This is a genomic window from Photobacterium chitinilyticum (genome assembly GCF_004104355.1).
In the GTDB taxonomy this organism is placed as follows: Bacteria; Pseudomonadota; Gammaproteobacteria; order Enterobacterales; family Vibrionaceae; genus Photobacterium; species Photobacterium chitinilyticum.
Genome location: NZ_RJLM01000007.1, coordinates 176,941 through 198,811, shown reverse-complemented (window position 1 = coordinate 198,811; position 21,871 = coordinate 176,941). Strand labels below are relative to the sequence as shown.

16 protein-coding genes are annotated in these 21,871 nt (G+C 51.9%); 7 read left to right on the top strand and 9 right to left on the bottom strand.

Annotation, left to right across the window (positions count from 1 at the left end; genetic code table 11):
• The first annotated feature begins 36 nt into the window (after positions 1–36).
• The 3 genes from EDI28_RS17350 to EDI28_RS17340 all read left to right on the top strand — a co-directional run bounded on the left by EDI28_RS17350 (position 37) and on the right by EDI28_RS17340 (position 2,651).
• Entirely contained in the window at positions 37–765 is a 729-nt protein-coding gene (locus tag EDI28_RS17350; RefSeq protein WP_128785146.1) for a glutathione peroxidase, read from the top strand.
• A 91-nt stretch (positions 766–856) separates the two neighbouring features.
• The gene (locus tag EDI28_RS17345) at positions 857–2,308 is read left to right on the top strand and encodes a dihydrolipoyl dehydrogenase (protein ID WP_128785145.1); all 1,452 of its coding nucleotides are present in this window, start codon (positions 857–859) and stop codon (positions 2,306–2,308) included.
• Between the two features lie 97 nt (positions 2,309–2,405).
• The gene (locus EDI28_RS17340; protein WP_128785144.1) at positions 2,406–2,651 is read left to right on the top strand and encodes a DUF3624 domain-containing protein; all 246 of its coding nucleotides are present in this window, start codon (positions 2,406–2,408) and stop codon (positions 2,649–2,651) included.
• Positions 2,652–2,712: 61 nt separating this feature from the next.
• On the opposite strand, the gene argH is transcribed toward EDI28_RS17340, so the two are convergent.
• The 4 genes from argH to argC all read right to left on the bottom strand — a co-directional run bounded on the left by argH (position 2,713) and on the right by argC (position 7,749).
• Positions 2,713–4,590, bottom strand: coding sequence for an argininosuccinate lyase (gene argH, locus EDI28_RS17335; RefSeq protein ID WP_128785143.1), 1,878 nt, complete (start codon positions 4,588–4,590; stop codon positions 2,713–2,715).
• A 46-nt stretch (positions 4,591–4,636) separates the two neighbouring features.
• Positions 4,637–5,851 (bottom strand): argininosuccinate synthase, encoded by a 1,215-nt coding sequence (locus tag EDI28_RS17330; RefSeq protein ID WP_128785142.1) that lies wholly within the window; start codon positions 5,849–5,851, stop codon positions 4,637–4,639.
• Positions 5,852–5,944: 93 nt separating this feature from the next.
• Entirely contained in the window at positions 5,945–6,724 is a 780-nt protein-coding gene (argB, locus tag EDI28_RS17325; protein ID WP_128785141.1) for an acetylglutamate kinase, read from the bottom strand.
• A gap of 11 nt (positions 6,725–6,735) precedes the next feature.
• On the bottom strand, positions 6,736–7,749 hold the full coding sequence (gene argC, locus EDI28_RS17320; RefSeq protein WP_128785140.1) for an N-acetyl-gamma-glutamyl-phosphate reductase: 1,014 nt from the start codon (positions 7,747–7,749) through the stop codon (positions 6,736–6,738).
• Between the two features lie 652 nt (positions 7,750–8,401).
• On the opposite strand from argC, the gene ppc reads away from it, so the two are divergent.
• Together ppc and EDI28_RS17310 are read left to right on the top strand one after the other, a co-directional pair.
• Positions 8,402–11,032 (top strand): phosphoenolpyruvate carboxylase, encoded by a 2,631-nt coding sequence (ppc, locus tag EDI28_RS17315; protein WP_128785139.1) that lies wholly within the window; start codon positions 8,402–8,404, stop codon positions 11,030–11,032.
• 433 nt (positions 11,033–11,465) lie between these two features.
• A complete protein-coding gene (locus tag EDI28_RS17310; RefSeq protein ID WP_128785138.1) occupies positions 11,466–12,035 on the top strand; it encodes a PadR family transcriptional regulator in 570 nt (189 codons plus the stop codon).
• Positions 12,036–12,123: 88 nt separating this feature from the next.
• On the opposite strand, the gene metF is transcribed toward EDI28_RS17310, so the two are convergent.
• From metF to EDI28_RS17295, 3 genes are all read right to left on the bottom strand, one after another.
• The gene (gene metF, locus EDI28_RS17305) at positions 12,124–13,020 is read right to left on the bottom strand and encodes a methylenetetrahydrofolate reductase (RefSeq protein ID WP_128785137.1); all 897 of its coding nucleotides are present in this window, start codon (positions 13,018–13,020) and stop codon (positions 12,124–12,126) included.
• Between the two features lie 308 nt (positions 13,021–13,328).
• Positions 13,329–15,776 (bottom strand): bifunctional aspartate kinase/homoserine dehydrogenase II, encoded by a 2,448-nt coding sequence (locus EDI28_RS17300; RefSeq protein WP_128785136.1) that lies wholly within the window; start codon positions 15,774–15,776, stop codon positions 13,329–13,331.
• A complete protein-coding gene (locus EDI28_RS17295; protein WP_128785135.1) occupies positions 15,773–16,942 on the bottom strand; it encodes an O-succinylhomoserine (thiol)-lyase in 1,170 nt (389 codons plus the stop codon). The genes EDI28_RS17300 and EDI28_RS17295 overlap by 4 nt, the downstream gene beginning before the upstream one ends.
• Before the next feature lie 183 nt (positions 16,943–17,125).
• On the opposite strand from EDI28_RS17295, the gene metJ reads away from it, so the two are divergent.
• On the top strand, positions 17,126–17,443 hold the full coding sequence (gene metJ, locus EDI28_RS17290) for a met regulon transcriptional regulator MetJ (protein ID WP_128785134.1): 318 nt from the start codon (positions 17,126–17,128) through the stop codon (positions 17,441–17,443).
• Positions 17,444–17,539: 96 nt separating this feature from the next.
• On the opposite strand, the gene EDI28_RS17285 is transcribed toward metJ, so the two are convergent.
• A complete protein-coding gene (locus EDI28_RS17285; RefSeq protein WP_128785133.1) occupies positions 17,540–18,790 on the bottom strand; it encodes a malic enzyme-like NAD(P)-binding protein in 1,251 nt (416 codons plus the stop codon).
• A 307-nt stretch (positions 18,791–19,097) separates the two neighbouring features.
• Positions 19,098–19,310 carry a 50S ribosomal protein L31 gene (gene rpmE, locus EDI28_RS17280; protein WP_128785132.1) on the bottom strand — a complete coding sequence of 71 codons (213 nt, stop codon included), beginning with the start codon at positions 19,308–19,310 and terminating at the stop codon, positions 19,098–19,100.
• A gap of 243 nt (positions 19,311–19,553) precedes the next feature.
• Between rpmE and priA the strand changes: the two genes are divergently transcribed.
• Positions 19,554–21,755 (top strand): primosomal protein N', encoded by a 2,202-nt coding sequence (gene priA, locus EDI28_RS17275; RefSeq protein WP_128785131.1) that lies wholly within the window; start codon positions 19,554–19,556, stop codon positions 21,753–21,755.
• Positions 21,756–21,871: the final 116 nt, after the last annotated feature.

Here is a 21,871-nt window from a genome sequence, read left to right as displayed (position 1 = left end):
CCAGCTATACACAAATAAATTATTAAGGAAATTATTATGTTCGCATCAAAAGAAGGCCAGTCAGTTCCGCAGGTTACTTTCCACACTCGCCAGGGCGATCAGTGGGTTGACCTGACAACCAACGAACTGTTTGCCAACAAGACAGTTGTGGTCTTCAGCCTGCCGGGCGCCTTCACCCCGACCTGTTCTTCAAGCCACCTGCCTCGCTACAACGAGCTGGCATCTGTACTTGCCGAGCACGGTGTCGACGACATCCTGTGTGTATCAGTCAACGATACCTTTGTTATGAACGCTTGGAAGGCAGATCAGGAAGCAGAAAACATCACCTTCATCCCGGATGGCAACGGCGAGTTCTCAAAAGGAATGGGCATGCTGGTCGACAAGGAGGAGCTTGGTTTCGGTCCTCGCTCATGGCGCTACAGCATGCTGGTGAAAAACGGCGTGGTTGAGAAAATGTTCATCGAAAACGAAGAGCCGGGCGACCCGTTCAAAGTTTCTGATGCCGACACGATGCTGAAGTACGTTGCACCAGAGCACAAGCTACAAGAGTCAATCACGGTATTTACCAAGCCTGGCTGTCCGTTCTGTGCCAAAGCAAAGCAGAATCTTATCGACAAAGGTCTTCAATATGAAGAAGTTATCCTAGGCCAAGATGCAACGACAGTCAGTCTGCGTGCGGTATCTGGTCGCAGCACCGTGCCTCAGGTATTCATCGGCGGCAAACACATCGGCGGCAGCGAAGAACTAGAAGCATTCCTGGCCTAAATCGACCAAAGCAGTAATAAAGCGGGGCAAGAGTGCCCCGCACTTCAAATAAAGGCCGGATACAGGCAAGACGCGAGTGGAGAGAACCGAGATGAATACCCTGAATGTTGATGTTGCAGTCATTGGCGGTGGTACAGCAGGCCTGGGCGCATACCGTGCAGCCAAAGCCCATACCGATAGCGTGGTGATGATTGAAGGAGGCCCATACGGCACAACCTGTGCCCGTGTTGGTTGCATGCCATCAAAACTACTGATTGCTGCAGCTGAAAGCGTTCACCAGATCGAAAAAGCACCGGCGTTTGGGGTTCACCCGCAAGGCGATATCGTGATTAACGGCCGAGAAGTGATGGACCGTGTCAAACGCGAGCGTGACCGCTTCGTTGGTTTCGTTCTGGAAGGGGTCGACGAAATTCCGGCACACGACAAAATTTCAGGCTACGCCAAATTCATCGATGACAACACGCTGATCGTAGACGATCACACCCAAATCACAGCAAAACGCATTGTTATTGCTACGGGCTCCCGTCCTGCCTATCCGGGCGTATGGAACGAGCTGGGTGATCGCCTGATCATCAATGATGATGTCTTTGACTGGGACGATCTGCCGGGTTCGGTTGCAGTATTCGGTCCCGGTGTTATCGGCCTTGAGCTAGGCCAGGCCCTAAAACGTCTCGGCGTTGAAGTCGTCATGTTCGGCCTTGGCGGTCAGGTTGGCCCGCTAACCGACCCTGCTGTCATGGCCTATGCAGACAAAACCTTTAACGAAGAGTTCTATCTGGATGCCGATGTCAGGCTCGAGAGCATGAAGCGCATCGGTAACGCCGTCGAGATCCAGTACCAGGATAAAGACGGTGAGTTCAAAGTGATCACTGTCGACTATGTATTGGCAGCCACTGGCCGCCGGCCTAATATCGATAAGCTCGCCATTGAAAATACAGCACTGGAGCTAGACGAACGTGGTGTGCCGGTTGCAGACCATTTCACCCTGCAGACATCTGTCGCAAGTATTTTTGTCGCCGGTGATGCCAGCAACCAGCTTCCGTTACTGCATGAAGCTGCCGATCAAGGCCGTATTGCGGGTGACAATGCAGGCCGCTTCCCGGGTATCCGAGCCGGACTACGCCGCTCGAAAATATCAGCAGTCTTCTCGGATCCGCAAATTGCGATGGTTGGTGAAACTTACAAGGAAATTACCACACGCCTTGGTAACTGTGGTTGCTTCGAGACCGGTGAGGTGTCGTTTGAAAATCAAGGCCGTTCACGAGTCATGCTGCGGAACAAAGGAGTACTGCATATCTACGGCGAACACGGTACCGGCCGTTTCCTGGGTGCCGAAATGATGGGCCCGAATGCCGAACACCTGGCGCACCTGCTGGCATGGGCGCACCAAAACAAGATGACAGTAGCGGAAATGCTGGATATGCCGTTCTACCATCCGGTTATCGAAGAAGGTGTCCGTACCGCGCTGCGTGACCTCAATGCCAAACTGCATCTGGGTCCAGAGATGGTCAAACACTGCCTAGACTGCGGCCCGGGCTGTTAATCAACGCAACAACTCTCCTGCACTACCGATTCGCCCTCCATCCGGAGGGCTTTTTTCGTGTACAATCTTACCCACCTCAAGCGATTCGGATGACGTCATGGGTTGTCGAAACTGCCGCACGGCACAAGCATTCAAGCAAAAACTCGGTCGGTGTCGCCAGTGTATGGCTCAGCTATCATTACTGAGCGTGATCTGCTGGGGAGCCTGGTATTACTTCTACTTGCCCACGCCCACCGTGGTGGAGTCCATCACCCTTCTTTTTGCCGCCACCGCATTCAGCCTGTTGCTGCTCGCCCACTGGGTTGTCGCCTTGGTGTTATGGCTAAAAAAATCCGGCCGCTAGGATTGATACCTAGGGCCGGATTTTTGTCATTTGAATAAAGTACTAAATAGCGTACTGGTTGCTATGCCACATTCACTGTCGGAATTGCCTGCTCCTGATCCAGACGAACTTCCAGAGCAACTTCGTCACAGGCATGCTGGCGGGGGCAACGGTCACAGTCTTTCATTACCTTTTCCGGTAACAGCGACTTTGATGTCGGGATAAAGCCTTGCTTCATAAAGAATTCAGGTACACGTGTCAGCACAAAGACCGTCTTGATCGCCATCTGGCCGGCTTTCTCAATCAAGTGATCGACAATCGCTTTCCCCTGACCCTGTTGTTGCCAGCCGGCCTCGACACCCAGCGAGCGAATTTCTGCCAGTCCGGAGTCGTAGACATACAACGACGCACATCCCGTCACTGTGCCATGGTGCTCAGCCACGGCAAACGAGCCAATATCACGCACCAGTTCATTGCGCATCCGCGGCAGATTCTCGCCCAGCCCAGCCCAGTAGACAACCATACCTTCGATTGCATCAAGATCAGTCAGACGAGCTCCCCGTACCTTCACACCCGGCGAGTAACGTTTCTCAAGGCGCTTCTCAACCTGACCAATGGCATAATCCACTTGATTCGGCGCGACACCGCCGAGGGCGCAACGCTTATCAAGGCATGAGTCGATAGTCAGGATCGGATACACATCCTCCTCAATGACCTCGGAGAACGCTTTCATTTCGGCCAATGACAGCTCTTCCAGTGCACACCCCTTGGCAATGGCGGCAACCACGGCAACCCCAACGATATGGTGCGCTTCACGGAACGGGATACCTTTGGCAACCAGATAATCGGCCAGCTCGGTCGCATTCGAATAACCCTGCATCGCCGCCTCAAGGGTACGCTCTTTGTTGACCTTGATGCCGTCAAAACAAAGTGCAGCCATTTCCATACAGTCATGCCAGCTATCAAGAGCATCAAACAAGCCTTCCTTGTCTTCCTGCATGTCTTTGTTGTAGGCCAGCGGCAACGCCTTCACCGTCATCATCATACCGGCCATGGCTCCGTATACCCGGCCACACTTGCCCCGGATCAACTCCAGGGCATCCGGATTTTTCTTCTGTGGCATCAGGGACGAGCCCGATGTCACGGTATCGGCCAATTCGATAAAGTTCGATTCACCGGAGTTATAGAAGATTAAATCTTCCGCCATCCGTGACAGGTGCAGCATCGAAATCGAGGCCGTCGACAACAGTTCCATCACGTGGTCGCGATCCGACACCGAGTCGAGGCTGTTCCGGGTTGCCCGGTGAAAGCCCAGGCTATGGGCCAGCTCCTCGCGATCAATCGGATAGGCTGTACCGGCCAGTGCGCCCGACCCCAAAGGACAGGTATCAAGACGATTAAGCGCATCATGCAAACGTGAATGGTCACGTTCGAACATTTCCACATAGGCCAGGCACCAGTGGGCAAAAGTCACCGGCTGGGCACGCTGCAGGTGGGTATAACCAGGCAATACCGTTCCCTGATGATCACGAGCGACCGAAACCAGCTGGTTCTGCAGCTTATCCAGCATCAGCAATAACTGCTGGCCCTGCTGGCGACACCACAGCTTCAGATCCGTAGCCACCTGGTCGTTACGAGAACGGCCGGTATGCAGCTTCTTGCCCAGATCACCCACTTTGCTGATCAACTGCTGTTCAACCCAGCTGTGAATGTCCTCGGCATCAGAACGTAAAATCTGCTCCGGATCTTCCATCACCGCCAGTTTGAGCTCGTTCAGTGCCAGTTCGAGCCTCTGCTGCTCTTCATCCGTCAGGACATTAACCTGACGCAGTGCCTTTGACCATGCAATAGAACCAACGATGTCTTGCTCCGCCAAACGGTAATCAAAACGTAGTGAATCGTTGAACTGCTTAAACCGTGTGTCAGCTGCCTGACTAAAACGTCCGCCCCATAGTGCCATGGTACTTCTCCTATGCTTCGCTACTCGACTTGCTCATTGCTTTGGATTATTTATTTTTCTTTTGTTCGTTTAACGCACGAATACGGCTTGCTAGCGAGTACAGGCGGATAAAGCCTTCGGCATGGCTGTGGTCGTAAACCTCATCTTCACCAAAGGTTGCAAATTCTTCCGAGTACAGGCTGTTTAGCGAACGCTTCTGAACCACAGTAGCTTGACCTTTATACAGCTTCACCACAACTTCACCGCTCACATCCTGGGCAAGTTCATCGGCTGCAGCCAGCAATGACTTACAAAGAGGGGTGAACCAACGGCCGTCATAGATTAGGTGCGAGGCTTTCAGGCCAACTGACTCACGGAACTCAAACGATTCCTTATCAAGAACCAGCTGCTCGACGGCACGCAGGGCCTCGTTCATGATTGTGCCGCCCGGAGTTTCGTAACAGCCACGGGACTTCATCCCAACCAGACGGTTCTCGACAATATCAATCCGGCCGACACCGTGCTCGGCACCCTTATCATTCAGGTAAGTCAGCACCTTAAGCGGTGACATTGTTTCACCATCAACGGCGATGATTTCGCCTTTTTCAATCAGAATAGAGACCGTTTCGGATTTTTCTGGTGCATCTTCAGGATCCTTGGTCCATACCCAGCACAGGTCGTTTGGCTGGTTCCAGGTATCTTCCAATACCCCGCCCTCGGTAGAAATATGCCAGGCATTGGCATCACGCGAGTAGATTTTTTCCAACGATGCCGTACATGGAATATCACGATCGGCAAGGTAATCCAGTAGCGCTTCCCGGCTACGCAGATCCCATTCACGCCAAGGTGCAATCACTGTCAGCTGAGGAGCCAATGCTGCATAGGCACTCTCGAAACGTACCTGGTCATTGCCTTTACCGGTACAACCGTGACAGACCGCATCGGCGCCAACTTCCAGCGCGCACTCAACCTGCGCCTTGGCAATAATCGGACGCGCCATCGAAGTACCCAGCAGGTATTTGCCTTCGTAGACAGCACCCGTCTTCAAGCTAGGGTAGATATAGTCGGCGACCATTTCGTCTTTGAGATCGGCGATGTAGCAAGATGAAGCACCGGAAGCCAGTGCTTTCTCTTCTATTCCTTCCAGCTCCGCCTCGCCCTGGCCAACATCGGCAACAAATGCTACAACCTCACAGTCATAGTTTTCTTTCAGCCATGGAATGATCGCTGATGTATCCAGACCGCCGGAATAGGCCAATACAACTTTAGTTACCTTACTCATAATGCTCTCCTGATTGCCTGCTCGACGGTCATACCGCTCAGGCGTTTTAAAATAATAGGTGTTCTAGTTTAATAAATTCTGTTTTCGCCCGGTTTATGCCGAGAACTTGGTACCGATACTCTGGCCATCGAACAGAGCTTCCAGCTTGTCCGGGTAGCGCCAGGTCGCAATCTCAATCGGCCGTCCCAAGGCTTTCGCAGCCTCGAAGGCTGCACGCACCTTGACGACCATGCCATCGGTGATCACCGCCTGGGTGATCAATGCTTCCGCTTCGCTCTCGGTTAAGCTGGCAATCAGATGCCCTTTACCATCCAGAACGCCACTGACATCCGACAGCAGAACCAGCTCGGCATTCAGTGCCGCCGCGACGGCAACCGCGGCCTGATCCGCATTGACATTCATCAATTCGCCATCGGCATCAAGGCCAATCGAACTCACAATCGGTAAATAGCCTGATGCCATAATCAGCTTCACCAGGTCGCTATTCCCCGGCGCGGCTTTACCCACTGAGCCCAGCTCCGGATCCAGCTCGGTGATCTGACACAAACCACCGTCGGCCAAGCTCAGGCCCACAGCGGCAACCCCTGATTTGATCGCCTGCCCTTGCAACACTTTGTTTGCGGTACCAGCCAGTGCCCCGGCAATAAATGGGATATGTTCTTTCGGCGTGACTCGCAGGCCTTCTTTTTTAACCGTTTCGTGCTGTAGTTTTTCCATCAGCTCATCAACCAGATAACCGCCACCGTGTACCAGCAGCAGTGGACGTTGTGCCTTTTCCTGATAATGACTGATCGCATTGAACAATTTTTCCAGCGTGTCAGTGCACGACAGCACAGCACCACCTAACTTAATAACCAAAGGAACCTGACTCATGGTGATACCTCCTAAACCAACGCCGTTAACTGCGGATAGTTATTCCGAATATTTATGCACTGCATCGCTTGGGACGAGGCACCTTTCAATAAATTATCAATTGCCGATGTTAAAATAATGTGTTGCCCCTGAACCTTCCAGCCAATATCACAGAAGCAAGTATTAACAACATTCTGGATACTTGCCGTTTGCTCGCCCAGCAGCCTGACAGCATGCTGCCCAGCTTGGCTCTGATAGGCTTTCTGCATGGCGGCGGCCACTTTTTCGGCATCAGCTCCGGGGGCTAGCTTCGCAGTAATTGTCGCCAGAATTCCACGCTTAAAGTTGCCAAGGTGCGGAGTGAAAATCACGTCACAATCAAGGTGAGTCGCAATCTCAGGCTGGTGGCGATGTCCGAAGACGCCGTAGGCCTGAAGGCTCACTTCACAAAAGCTATTGACCATAGATGCTTTGCGCCCGGCCCCGGAAACACCGCTGACCGCGTTAATCACTGGCCACTGATTTTTGTCAATAAGGCCTGATTTCAACAGCGGCTTAAGCGCCAGCTGCGAAGCCGTTGGATAACACCCCGGAACCGCAATCAACTGAGCCTGCTCAATCGCTTGGCTATTCCATTCAGCCAAGCCGTAGACCGCTTTCTCTAGCCACTGTTGGTGCTGGTGTTCAAAACCATAGTACTGAGAATAGAAATCATCCCCCTTCACCCGAAATGCGCCAGATAAATCAAACACCTGACAACCTTTTGAGAGGAACATCGTGGCCAGATCATGGCTAACTTCATGGGCGGTAGCCAACAGGACAATATCTGCCTGAGCTGCAACCGCCGCGGGATCCACCAACGGTGTAAGGGGCAAGTCCACAATGCCTTTTAGCTGCCCGTGCAACTCGCTCAGCGGCTTGTTGGCATCGAGACTGTTTGCCGAAACATACAATCCCGCCAGATTAAGATGAGGATGGGTGTACACCATTTTCGCCAGCTCTGCGCCGGTATAACCGCTGGCACCGATAATATAGGTGTTCAACATAAGTGATTCCGTTTTAATGCGTTAAGTAGTTAATACTTGGTATTTGAAAATATGCTGCAGAAACAGCGGATGAAGGGGTGCACGAGCGCACCAGGCAGATGAGACTTAGCGTCGTCGGAGGGAATTCAGATTGTGAATATTTGCCTGGTTCATGTTAATTATTTCCTACATTCAACTTCTTTAACTATTCTTTTCGCTGACGTTCGTCTTCAATACTAACGCCGAAGAACGATTAAATTTTTATTCACCTTGTTTGCATTTATATGTTTACCGATTAATCATTGGCCTGTCAACAGCAGGAACCAAAAAAAATGCTAACCCGAGGTGGTTTTTTTGCGACTTACGATAAAAGGAAAAGAAACGTACTGCTCTCCCACAAAAAGCAATACAACGCATAATAAACTTGATCTACCACGCCATTTTTGATGAAAGTTATAGCGCTATGCACAAAGAGCACACTAAATGCGTGTCTTATGACTCATTTTTACGAAAATTTGTTACAAGCTGGATTTCATATCATGACAAATATCAATGTAGCTTCAATTTATTGCGGCTAAATGTAATCAAAGTTGACCTGAAAGTGGGATCACGGATAGATTGTCACTAACGCAATAGCGAATTGGATGTAACAAAATTACGAGATGGATACGATATGAACGAAAAGTACAGCGCGTTAAGAAGCAACGTCAGTATGCTCGGCCACCTGCTGGGTAATACCATTAAAGATGCGCATGGCGAGCCCCTGCTAGACAAAGTGGAGACCGTACGTAAGTTATCTAAATCTGCCCGTGCAGGAAATCAGGATGATCGTGAGAAGCTGATCGATGAGTTGCAAAACCTGCCAGATGATCAGCTACTTCCTGTAGCTCGTGCCTTTAGCCAGTTCCTTAACTTGACCAATATTGCCGAGCAGTACCACACAGTGTCCCGCCACTGCGAAGAGCATATCTGCAGCCCGGACTCTATCGATACCCTGTTTGGCAAATTAAACAACAGTGATATCAGTCAGTTTGATTCAATTCAGGCCGTACGCGATTTGAACATTGAGCTGGTACTGACGGCGCACCCGACGGAAATTGCCCGCCGGACCATGATCCACAAGCTGGTGCAAATCAACAAGTGCCTGTCAAAGCTTGAGCTGAGCGAGCTGTCACCCAGCGAACGCCAGCGCGTCGAGCAGCGCCTTGAGCAGCTCATCGCCCAGGCATGGCACTCTGATGTGATCCGCCAGCAGCGCCCAACGCCGCTGGACGAAGCCAAGTGGGGCTATGCCGTTGTCGAGAATTCCCTGTGGCAGGCGGTACCGGAATTCCTGCGTCAATTCGACGAAAAGCTGACAACCCACCTTGGGGAAGGCCTGCCAATCGATGCCTCTCCGGTTAAGTTCTCTTCCTGGATGGGCGGCGACCGCGATGGAAACCCGTTCGTTACCTCGAACATCACCCGGGAAGTCTTGCTACTGTCACGCTGGAAAGCAGCAGATCTGTATCTGACCGATATCCAGGAGCTGGTTAGCGAACTGTCGATGGTCAAATGCAATGATCAGGTACGCGAACTGGCCGGGGACGAACACGAACCGTATCGCGCTATCCTCAAGGATCTGCGCGCCAAGCTGACCAATACCCGTGATGTACTGGATGCCAAGATCAAAGGACTGAGTGTCCCGAACTTCGGCATCATCGACCATATCGACCAGCTTTGGGACCCACTATACGCCTGCTACCAGTCGCTGCATGAGTGCGATATGGGGATCATTGCCGACGGCCTGCTGCTGGATGTCCTCCGTCGCATCAAATGTTTCGGCGTCCACCTGGTACGCCTGGATATTCGCCAGGAAAGTACCCGCCATTCGGATGTCATTTCCGAACTGACCCGCCACCTGGGGATCGGCGATTATGAACAGTGGAGTGAGCAGGACAAAGTGGCTTTCTTGGTTCGCGAGCTTGCCTCGAAACGCCCGCTCCTGCCTCGCGACTGGCAACCGTCTGCAGATGTTCAGGAAGTCATTGAAACCTGCAAGGCCATTGCCGAACAGCCACGAGAAGCATTAGGTGCCTATGTCATTTCCATGGCACGTACCGCCTCTGATGTTCTCGCCGTCCATCTATTACTCAAAGAAGCCGGCTGCCCGTTCAGAATGGATGTCTGCCCGCTGTTTGAAACCTTGGAGGATCTCAACAACTCCGAGTCGGTGATCAAGCAACTAATGAGTATCGACTGGTACCGTGGCTTTATCCAGAACTACCAGATGGTGATGATTGGCTACTCCGACTCAGCCAAAGATGCCGGTGTCATGGCTGCTGGCTGGGCCCAGTACCGGGCAATGGAAGCATTGGTCGATGTCTGTGAAGACGCCGGAGTGGAGCTGACCCTGTTCCATGGCCGCGGCGGTTCTATCGGCCGCGGGGGCGCACCGGCTCATGCCGCGCTACTCTCCCAGCCACCGCGTAGCCTAAAAGGCGGCTTGCGGGTTACCGAGCAGGGCGAGATGATCCGCTTCAAGCTTGGCCTACCGGAAGTGGCCGTCAATAGCCTGAGTCTGTATGCCAGTGCCATTCTGGAGGCCAACCTGCTGCCACCACCGGCACCGAAGCAAGACTGGCGTGAGTTGATGGATGTTCTGTCTGAAGTTTCCTGTGAAGCCTACCGTGACGTAGTACAAGGCAACGAAGAGTTCGTACCGTATTTCCGTGCGGCAACACCAGAGCTGGAGCTAGGCAAACTGCCTCTGGGCTCACGTCCGGCCAAGCGTAACCCTAAAGGTGGCGTTGAAAGCCTGCGTGCAATTCCATGGATTTTTGCCTGGAGCCAGAACCGTCTGCTATTGCCAGCCTGGCTGGGTGCCGGCGAGGCAATCCAGTACTCGATTGATAAAGGCCATGCCCAGCAACTGGAAGATATGTGTCGTGAGTGGCCATTCTTCTCAACCCGCCTTGGTATGCTGGAAATGGTTTATACCAAAACCAATGTCGGTATTGCCGAGTACTATGATCAGCGCCTGACCGAGCCATCACTATGGCCAATGGGACAGCGACTACGTGATCAGCTCCAGAAAGATATCAAGGCTGTCCTGAATGTCGAGAACAGTGCGCACCTGATGGAGCAAGACCCGTGGGGCGCTGAAGCTATTCGTCTGCGCAATATCTATGTTGAGCCACTCAACATGCTGCAGGCCGAGTTGCTCTACCGTACCCGCCAGCAAAAAGAACCGTCGCCGATGCTAGAAGAGGCATTGATGGTTACAATCGCCGGTATTGCGACAGGCATGCGAAACACCGGCTAACCCGCCAGCATCCTAGTTCTTACCCTATTCAAAGGCCTTCCTCGCGGAGGCCTTTTTCTTTATCAAACCGGCACTCCAATTCTGTTCCGGTGTTATTTGACATTTTTTTTATTACAGTGACTCAATAATGAGACGTAATGTAACTAGTCGCATAGTCTAAAGTAATCACATGCACTGTGAACATGAATGAATCACAATATATTGCAGTGCACCGTAAACCTTAAGATATAGACAAACATCACAAGATGAACAATTGGTCGTTCCCCAAAGTGGTTATTATCACTTTCAAGTGTCGATAAAGATCACATTGATGTGTATGCTACGTGATCTCGATCAGGCACTGCAACAAGACGATTATAACAAACGCCAAAGAGCGGAAGGGTAACGTCAGTCTGATTGTTTTTTATTTGTAGTATTTTAACGGATAGAAGAGATGTCACTACCACACGTAATTTTGACCGTGCTGAGCAGCCGCGACGCAACCGGTTATGATATAACAAAAGAATTTTCCCACAGCATCGGCTACTTCTGGAAGGCAAGCCACCAGCAAGTTTACCGAGAGCTTAACAAGATGGCGACCAACGATCAGGTAACCTGCAAGCTAGAACCGCAGGAAGGCAAACCGGATCGTAAAGTGTATTCCATTACCGACCTAGGCCGTCAGGCACTGTTTGAGTGGTTCCAGGAACCTGCTCGCAACCCGACCATTCGTGATGAGTTCTCTGCCAAGCTACTGGTTTGCGGTGTGCACAATTCCGTGCCGATGCAACAGCAGCTTGAAGGACTGATTGAAGAGTCTCACACTCTGATGAATCACTACCACGAGCTGGAAAAAGTTCATTTTGGCGATTACAAAAACATGGATCGCCAGTCCCGTCTTGATCGCCTAACCCTTCGCCGCGGCATCCACAACCGTCAGGCATGGATCGACTGGGCAGAAGAAGTACTGGTCGAGCTAAAAGATATGGACAGTACTGACAGCAAGGTAGCTCTAAACAGCTAACCAAGCGCCCTAACGAAAAAAGCCGCTGTTAAGCGGCTTTTTTAATGGGAGAATTTCATAAACAGTAACGGAATCTTCTCACCTATCCTTACACTGCAGCCTCGGCTCGAACCCCCAGAGTATGGCAAATAGCATAGGTTAGTTCGGCACGGTTCAGGGTATAGAAGTGGAAATCCTTGACGCCTTCACGGCTCAGTACCCGCACCATGTCTATCGCATTACTGGCACCGACCATCTGGCGGCTCAACAAATCATCGTCAAGCCCCTGGTATTGCTTCTCCAGCCAACCTGGGATCTTCACATTATTCGCCAACGCAAACCGCTTAGCCTGGTTCATGTTGGAAACTGGCAGAATGCCCGGCACGATTTCGACATCAATCCCGGCCGCAACGCAACGGTCACGGAATCGTAGATAGCTTTCAACATCAAAGAAGAACTGGGTAATAGCCCGGCTGGCTCCGGCATCGACTTTGCGCTTGAGGTTAATCAGATCAGCCTGGGCACTTTTCGCCTCAGGGTGAACTTCCGGATAGGCTGCAACCGAGATATCAAAATCGGCTTCTTTTCGCAGCAGCTCCACCAAATCGGCGGCATACATATCAGGTTTTACCCCTTTCTCCGGCAAATCGCCACGCAACGCAACGATATCGCGGATACCATTGTTCCAGTAATCCCGGGCAATCGTACGTAGTTCGTCACGGCTTGCATCAATACAGGTCAAGTGCGGTGCGGCCACCAGGCCGGTTTGCTCTTTAATGTCTTTGATGATGGAGTGGGTCCGGTCCCGCTCGCCAGAGTTGGCACCATAGGTAACAGAGACAAACTTCGGCTTCAGGGTTTTCAGGCGGTGAATAGAATTCCACAGGGTCTGTTCCATTTGCTCGCTGCTTGGCGGAAAGAACTCAAACGAAACATTAATGTCACCGTTGATATCGGCAATGTTCTGGTTAAGCGAATCTAAATGACTTGCGTGTGAATACCCCATAGTCTATCCCTTTCTGTTCCGGCCCCGGGCCTACTCCCTAAATGGTGACGCCGTCAAATAACCGTTTAGACGTCTATATGTCTACAGAATGTCTTGTAACCAATTTAATGTCAACAAAGTGAACATGAATATTTCTCAAGTTCATGTTGCATGATCTTCAACATAACCAACATCGCCCAAATAAGCAAAAGCCCGCGAGATGCGGGCTTTTCTCTGTAAAGCAGCAATTCAAACTGCACTACCTTCGTTTGATAATGGTTTTCACCGCACCAACCCTAGATGGGCACTATTTTCACCTTCAAAACAGGCTACAGCATTGCTGCCAATCGGTTAATATCTGACAACAGCGCACCTGCAGTGACATCCCGACCCGCCCCCGGTCCCCGGATCACTAACGGGTTGTCACGGTACCAGCGGCTTTCGATGGCAAAAATATTGTCGCAAGGCAAGAGGTTTGCCAATGCATGCTCCTGTGCCAATGCTTCCACACTGACTGCCGCCTTGCCGTTTTTATCCAGGCGGGCAACATAGCGCAGCACCTTTCCTTCCTGCTGCGCTTTGGCCAGACGCTTGTTGAGCAGTTCATCCAGCACTTCAGCCTGCTCAAAAAAACCATCCAAAGTCAGCGGTGCCAGCTCATCAGGAACCAGTGACTCAACCTTGACCTGCTCAGGCTCGAGCTCCAGACCGGACTCGCGGGCCAGGATCACCAGCTTGCGCATGACATCACTGCCATCGAGATCATGGCGGGGATCTGGTTCTGTCAGCCCCTGCTGCCAGGCTTGCTCTATCAGATGGGAAAACGGTAGCGAACCGTCAAACTGCTGGAATAACCACGACAGCGTGCCTGAAAAGATCCCAGACAAGGCAATAATGTCATCGCCACTCTCGCGCAAGTCCCGCACAGTATGGTTAACCGGCAATCCGGCACCTACCGTCGCGTTATACAGCCAGTGGCGACTGCTTTTGGCAAAGGCATCCCGTACTGCATGATAATCCTCGCCCGATGCCGAACCGGCCACCTTGTTGGCCGAAATCAAATGCAGGCCGCTTTCTGCAATCTGCGGATATTTTGCCGCCAGCTCGGCACTGGCTGTAACGTCCAGTACCACGACATCATCATAGGGATGCGCAGCCAGCACATTCATCAGCTCCCCCTCGGCATATTCAATGGCCTCGTCATCAAAAGCCGTCAATGCCCGGGTAGGCTCCAGCCCCTGAAAATCAATCCAGTGGCGGTTGCTATCTGCAACCCCCACCAGGGTAAAGCTCATTCCGTGGCGCTTTTCCAGCTGCTCTTTTTCGCTGTCAAACAGCTCCAGCCAGCGGCTGCCAATATTGCCCTTGCCACAAAGCACCAGACCAATACGCTTCTGGGCCTGGAACAGGCTCTGGTGGATATTCTCAACCAGAGGAGCGGTATCGACTTTGCGTAAAACAGCGACCAGGCTCAGCCCCGACTCTATCTCGGTCGTAAACTCGACCGGCTGGTTCTTAAGCTGGTGATAAAATCCATAGCAGTGCACAGGATTGTTCACCACCCCGGCGCCGACCGCAGCAACTACAACAAAACCATCACGAAGACGAAGCTCGGCGGTGATACCGCTATCTTGCAGCAGTGCCAACACGCAGTTAACCACCTCGCCGGTATAGGCCAGCTGAATGCGTCCCTTATCCGCTTCAATACTCTGCGCCAATGGCTGTAGCTGTGCACGCTGCAGCGTCCGTTCCAGCTCTCCCAGGATTGGCTCAAAATCATGCGAGCGCGCAACATCCAGCTCAATCAGGCAAACATCATCAAGAGAAGTAATGATCTTGGCTCCACGGCCTGAGGCCAGCACCCGCTCTACCCGGGTCGATCCCGACTCGGGCTGGTGACTGCAGCGTAATGTTAAGTCAATAGCACTCTGGGCGACCGGCTGCAATGTCCGGCTATGCAGCACCGGGGCTGCCAGTCGAGCAAGCTCACTGGCCTCGTCCAGGCGTAATAACGGCAATAGGCAGGCATCTTCGACTTTACGCGGATCAGCGCTGTATACACCGGCCACATCGCTCCAGATGGTGACTCTCGACACTTCAGCCAATGCACCAATAATCGTTGCAGAATAATCCGAACCGTTGCGTCCCAGCAAAACAGTTTCACCCACCTGATTGCGGGCCATAAAGCCAGTAATAACGATACGGTGCAGGCTATGCTGAGCCAATTGTGCCTTTAACAGCGGCCAGGACTGGGCACGATCAACCTCCGGCTGGGCTGCTCGCTCGGCCCGAAGAAACTCTCTCGAGTCGAGATAACCCGCCGGCATGCCTTTTTGTCCCAGCAAAGCAGCCAATAAACGTGCCGACCACAATTCACCATGTCCCAGGATTGTTGCAACCGCGGCTTCATCCAGTTTCGTCTCACCCAGCTTGGCCAATTCGCTCAACTCAAGGTGGAGCTGGGTCTGCAACTCGTCAGCCTCGGTACCAGTTAATAGCTCGGTAATGAGCTGCTGCTGGTAATAACGTAGCTCCTGCAGAACTTCATGCGCCTGACGGCCATCTTTGCCCAGCAGCTCGACCCAGTCAATCAGACGGTTGGTGGTCTTGCCGGCCGCTGAAACCACAATCAAATCATCACTGCTGGAATGTTCTTGTAATATCGTCGCTACCCGGCGGTAACAGTCCGGGTCGGCAAGGCTGCTGCCTCCAAATTTGTGCAGCTGTCTTTGGGCGACCTGTCTCTGAGTTGACTGACTCTGAAGTGGCTGACTCATTCGGTTACCTCCGCAGCGAGTTTAAAGGCCTGATCCAAATCGGCAATCAGATCGCTTGGGTCTTCCAAGCCCACAGAAAGACGAAGCAACGATGGCTTAATTCCGGCTTCAGCCTGCGCTTCGTCAGACATCGCGCGGTGGGTCATACTCGCTGGGTGGGCGATCAGGCTTTCCGTCCCCCCCAACGATTCAGCCAGAGAGAAGCACTTTAGCCCGGCAACAAACACCTCTAACTGGCGATAGCTACCTGCCAACTCAAAACTGAGCATAGAACCAAATCCTTTCTGCTGCTTGACCGCAATGGCATGACCCGGGTGATCGGGCTGGCTCGGATGGTAGATCTGGCCAACCAACGGCTGTCCCTGCAGGTATGTCAGTATCTGTGCACTATTTTCCTCGTGCATTTTCATTCGAGGGGCAAGCGTGCGTAGACCACGCAAGGTAAGATAAGCATCAAACGGTGCCCCGGTCGCCCCGATACAGTTTGCCCACCAGGCAATATTCTCGGCCTGTTCGGCATCTTGGGAAATAAGTACCCCACCCACCACATCGGAATGACCGTTGATATATTTGGTGGTCGAATGAACAACAAAATCCGCCCCCAGCGCGATCGGCTGCTGCAAAATCGGGGACAGGAACGTGTTATCAACCGCCACCAAGGCTCCTGCCTGCTTGCTCTGTTCGCACAGCTCCGCGATATCAATAACCCGAAGCAGAGGATTTGACGGGGTTTCGACCCATACCAGCTTAGGCTTTTTCGCCAACGCAGCCGCCAGTGCCGTCGGATCTGACTGATCAATAAACTCGACCTTAAAATCCCCCTTTCCTGCGCGGGTGTTGAATAAACGATAGGTCCCGCCATAGCAATCATGGGGAGCAATCACCAGATCACCGGGCCCCACAAGTGCCGAGGCCAACAGGTTAATCGCTGCCGTACCACAGCTAGTCACTACACCACCGGATCCCCCTTCAAGCTCAGACAAGGCATCAGCGAGCATATTTCGGGTCGGGTTACCAGAACGTGAATAATCATATTGAGGAACCTCGCCCAGTTGTGGGAAGCTATAGGTAGAGGTCAGATAAATAGGCGGAACAACAGCATTATGCTGCGTGTCTGATTCAATACCGGTACGAACGGCAACGGTGGCAAGCTTCTTGTCACTCATAATTACTTTCCTTGTCTCGGGCAAGCCCTGCTTTCGAATAACTTTTAATCAACAACATTAACCACATTCAATTGGGACGTCAATACTTCTAGACGTCTATATGTCTTTGCTTATGGCAGTAAATCCCGCTAAAATTCACCCATATTAAATTTATTGAATCCAACATCGCTGAGAAGGTAAAAAATGGCAGAGTGGAATGGCGAATACATCAGCCCGTATGCGGAACACGGTAAGAAAAACGAACAAGTAAAAAAAATCACCGTTTCGATTCCATTGAAGGTACTCAAAATACTGACTGACGAGCGTACCCGCCGTCAGATCAACAACCTGCGGCACGCAACCAACAGCGAGTTACTGTGCGAGGCCTTCCTGCATGCCTACACTGGCCAGCCGCTACCGACCGACGATGACATTCGAAAGGACCGCCCTGACGATCTGCCCGCTGAAGCCAAGGAGCTGATGGATGAAATGGGCATAAAATACGAAGACATCAACGAGTAAGCACCACATTGGCACGTTTCAGTATAGACTGCCGTTTTCAGACATAAAAAAACCAGCCCGATGGCTGGTTTTTTTATATTTCGACGAAGCAATAACTTATTTGTTATCCATATAGCCGACAGGCATCTCAATCTGCGCCACGCCTGAATCAATGGCCGCCTGGGCAACAGCCTTGGCAACTCGAGGAAGCAAACGGGGATCCATCGGTTTTGGAATAATATAGTCAGTACCAAATTCCAGCTTGTCAGCCCCCGCCGCTGTTACGACTTCAGCAGGCACTGGCTCTTTAGCCAGTTCGCGGATGGCATGAACTGCCGCCAATTTCATTTCATCATTAATTACGCTGGCACGAACATCCAATGCACCACGGAAAATGAACGGGAAACAAATCACATTGTTTACCTGATTCGGGTAGTCTGAACGGCCAGTCCCCATGATCAGATCATCACGCACGGCGTGGGCAAGCTCAGGCTTAATTTCAGGATCCGGGTTAGAACACGCAAAGACGACTGGCTTATCAGCCATGAGTCCGAGAGCTTCCGGTGTCAACAGGTTGGGGCCAGAAACACCAACAAAGATATCAGCACCCTCGATCACATCTTCCAGAGTGCGCTTGTCGGTATTGTTGGCAAACAGCTGCTTGTATTCATTAATGTCGTCGCGACGGGTGTGGATCACGCCCTTGCGATCCAGCATATAGATTTTCTCACGCTGGGCACCACACTTGATCAGCAGCTCCATACAGGCAACTGCCGCTGCGCCAGCTCCCAGACAGACAATCACAGATTCACTGATGTCTTTGCCCTGGATATCAAGTGCATTCAGCATGCCCGCAGCCGTTACGATTGCCGTACCATGCTGATCATCGTGGAAAACAGGAATCGCACAACGTTCAATCAGGCGCTTTTCAATTTCAAAACAATCGGGAGCCTTGATATCTTCCAGGTTAATGCCGCCAAAGGTATCAGCGATATTCGCTACCGTCTCAACGAACTCATCGATAGTGCGGTGCTTCACTTCGATATCGATAGAATCTAAACCAGCAAAACGCTTAAAAAGTAAAGATTTACCTTCCATAACAGGTTTAGATGCAAGAGGACCAAGGTTACCTAAACCCAGGATGGCGGTACCGTTGGTAATGACTGCAACCATGTTGCCCTTACCGGTGTACTTGTATACGTTTTCTGCGTTTTGCGCGATCTCTCGAACAGGCTCTGCTACACCTGGGCTGTAGGCCAAAGCAAGATCTTCAACCGTATTTGCCGGCTTGGTGAGTGAAATTGCGGTTTTACCTGGTACAGGGTAAGCGTGATAGTGCAGTGCTTGTTGGCGAAAATCTTCAGACATAGTGGTCTTGATCCTGAATGAAAATGATGTTCAGTACGGTATTGGGATATAGATCATATTCTATAGCGATACAAAATCCTAGCGCAGCAACGCTGGTCGAGCCAATAAATCCCTACCGGAATACTCAGGTATAGCGAAATTTTGATCAGGTACCGCAAGAATGGGTAGAAAACGTGCTACTTAGTAAGCAAAGTATTCAAAAATAGAAGAATATAAAGAAGAAAAGACTGAATAAAATACACTGGCTATTTTCAGCAGATAAAAAAAGGGATGCTTGCGCATCCCTTTTTCGGAATTCATCTGGCAATTACTTGCTAGAAAGCGCACCGAAACGCTTGTTGAACTTGTCGATACGGCCGCCAGTGTTAACCTGACGCTGCTTACCTGTGTAGAAAGGGTGACACTTATCGCATACATCAAGGTTGATGTCTTTGCTCATTGTAGAGTTAAATACGAAAGTGTTGCCGCAAGAACATTTAGCGTTCACTGCTGTGTATTCTGGGTGAATACCTTGTTTCATGGGATTACCTCAAAGCTAAGGCCGTGTCGCTCTCCCGATCCAAAGCCGGGCACCACACGCGTTAATAAACAGTATAAAGTCTGGCCATCAGCAAGCTGAAGCCAATACAATAAATTAGGCGGCGTATAGTAATCAATCACGCCGTCCAAATCAACTAATGCGCTCCTTTTTTCACCGCTTTGCGCCCGCAGCCGAGCAATGTACACTTCCTTATCTTAGTATATGTGGATTAATCGGTTAGTTATGACGCCCAACATTGCCCGAGTGGCACTTCCTGTACCATTAGATAAATACTTTGATTATCTGATTAAGCCAGATCATTCTCCCGTCGTCGGCGGTCGGGTACGGGTTCCTTTTGGCCGCCAGCAGCTAGTCGGCATCGTCATGGCTATCACCGATCAATCCGACTTCCCTCTGGCCCAACTAAAAGCCATTAACGCCGTGCTGGATAGCAAGCCACTCTGGCAGCCGCCATTATTCGGCCTACTAAGCTGGGCCAGTAGCTATTACCAGTACCCGCTCGGCGATACTTTGGCCAACGCGATGCCGACATTGCTGCGCAAAGGCCGTGACGCCTCACCTGCCAGCCTGAAAATGTGGCAAATTACCGAAACCGGACGCGACCAACCGTTGGCTTCGTTGAGCCGGGCTCCTCGCCAGGCCCAGGTACTCAATACCCTGCGTCATGGCAAATGCAGCCACGAAAGTCTGCTGGCCGATGAAGTCAGTTCAGCAACATTGAAGACGCTAAGTGACAAGGGTTGGATTAAAGCCCTCGAGGAGCAGCCTCGCAGTGTTGACTGGCAGCGCAGCTTTGCCGTCACCGAAGAAAAGCCCAAGCTCAATGACGAGCAGGCACTGGCGGTTGCTACCGTCAACGCCAACCCAGAGTTTGGCTGCTATCTGCTCGAGGGAATTACCGGCTCGGGTAAAACTGAGGTCTACCTCAACCTGCTGGAGCCTGTACTGGCAGCCGGCAGGCAGGCCCTGATCCTGGTGCCTGAAATAGGCCTGACCCCGCAGACCATCAACCGTTTCCGCCGCCGCTTCAATGTGCCACTTGAAACCGTCCATTCAGGACTGAATGATACCGAGCGGTTGTCATCCTGGCTGGCTGGGCGGGATAACCAGGCAGGGATCATTATCGGCACACGTTCGGCACTGTTCACCCCCTTTAGCAACCTCGGCATTGTTATTGTTGACGAAGAGCATGATGCCTCGTACAAGCAGCAGGACAGCCTGCGCTATCACGCCCGGGATCTGGCCGTGATGCGGGCCAACCGAGAAAACATTCCGGTGATCCTCGGCTCGGCTACCCCTGCCCTGGAAAGCCTTCACAATGCCAGAACCGGCAAATACCACCACCTGACGCTTACCCGCCGGGCAGGCAATGCCCAACAGGCACGCCACGGGGTACTGGATGTCAAAGGCCTCTATCTTGATGCTGGGCTTTCCGCGCCGCTTATTGCGCGAATGCGCAAACATCTCGAGGCCGGAAACCAGGTTATGCTGTTCCTTAATCGGCGAGGTTTTTCCCCGGCGATTATCTGCCACGAATGCGGCTGGCTTGCCGAGTGCAAGCGCTGTGATGCCTACTACACCTTCCACCAGCAATCTGGCGAGCTGCGCTGCCACCACTGCGCCACCCAGCGTCCGGTAATGCCGCAATGCGGCAACTGCGGCTCGACCCAGCTCAATGCTGTTGGGGTCGGAACCGAGCAGCTGGAACAACAGCTGGCCACTCTGTTCCCAGAATACAAAACCGTACGGATAGACCGTGACAGTACTCGCCGTAAAGGCAGCCTGGAAAACTACCTCGAGGCGATCAAAGACAATGAGTATCAAATCCTGATCGGTACCCAGATGCTGGCCAAAGGACACCATTTTCCTGATGTAACACTGGTCAGCCTGATAGATGTCGACAGTGCGCTGTTCAGCAATGACTTCCGGGCATCCGAACGGCTGGCCCAGCTGTTCGTCCAGGTTGCCGGACGAGCAGGCAGAGCCAGCAAGCCCGGAGAGGTTATCCTGCAAACCCATCATCCGGAACATGCCCTGCTTCAGGCTTTACTGCATAAAGGCTATGATCAGTTTGGCGTCAGTGCACTTTGCGAACGCAAGCAGGCGCTCCTGCCGCCATATACCTACCTGACCCTGTTTCGTGCAGAAGCAAACAACAGTGAGCAGGTTGAACAATTATTACTGCAAGTTCGCGGTATTTTCGAATCAAGTCCGCTATATGGCCAGGATACCCAGATTATGGGCCCCAATCCCGCTCCGTTGTCACGCCGCGCCGGGCGCTATCGCTGGCAGTTGTTAGTTCAGGCACCGGATCGTAAGACCCTGCAGCGAATGCTGGCTATCGCCAAACCGGCTATCCAGTTATTGCCTCTTGCAAGAAAAGTCAGGTGGTCGATTGATGTAGAACCGCAGGATTTAACTTAAAATGAACAATGCGACCCATGTCACACCTTGAATGTAATTTATGCTATTGCGAGCATGTTTAATCCCCCGCGGAGAGCCTACAATAACAGGCTCGCTGGCATAGGTATCTGCCCAAT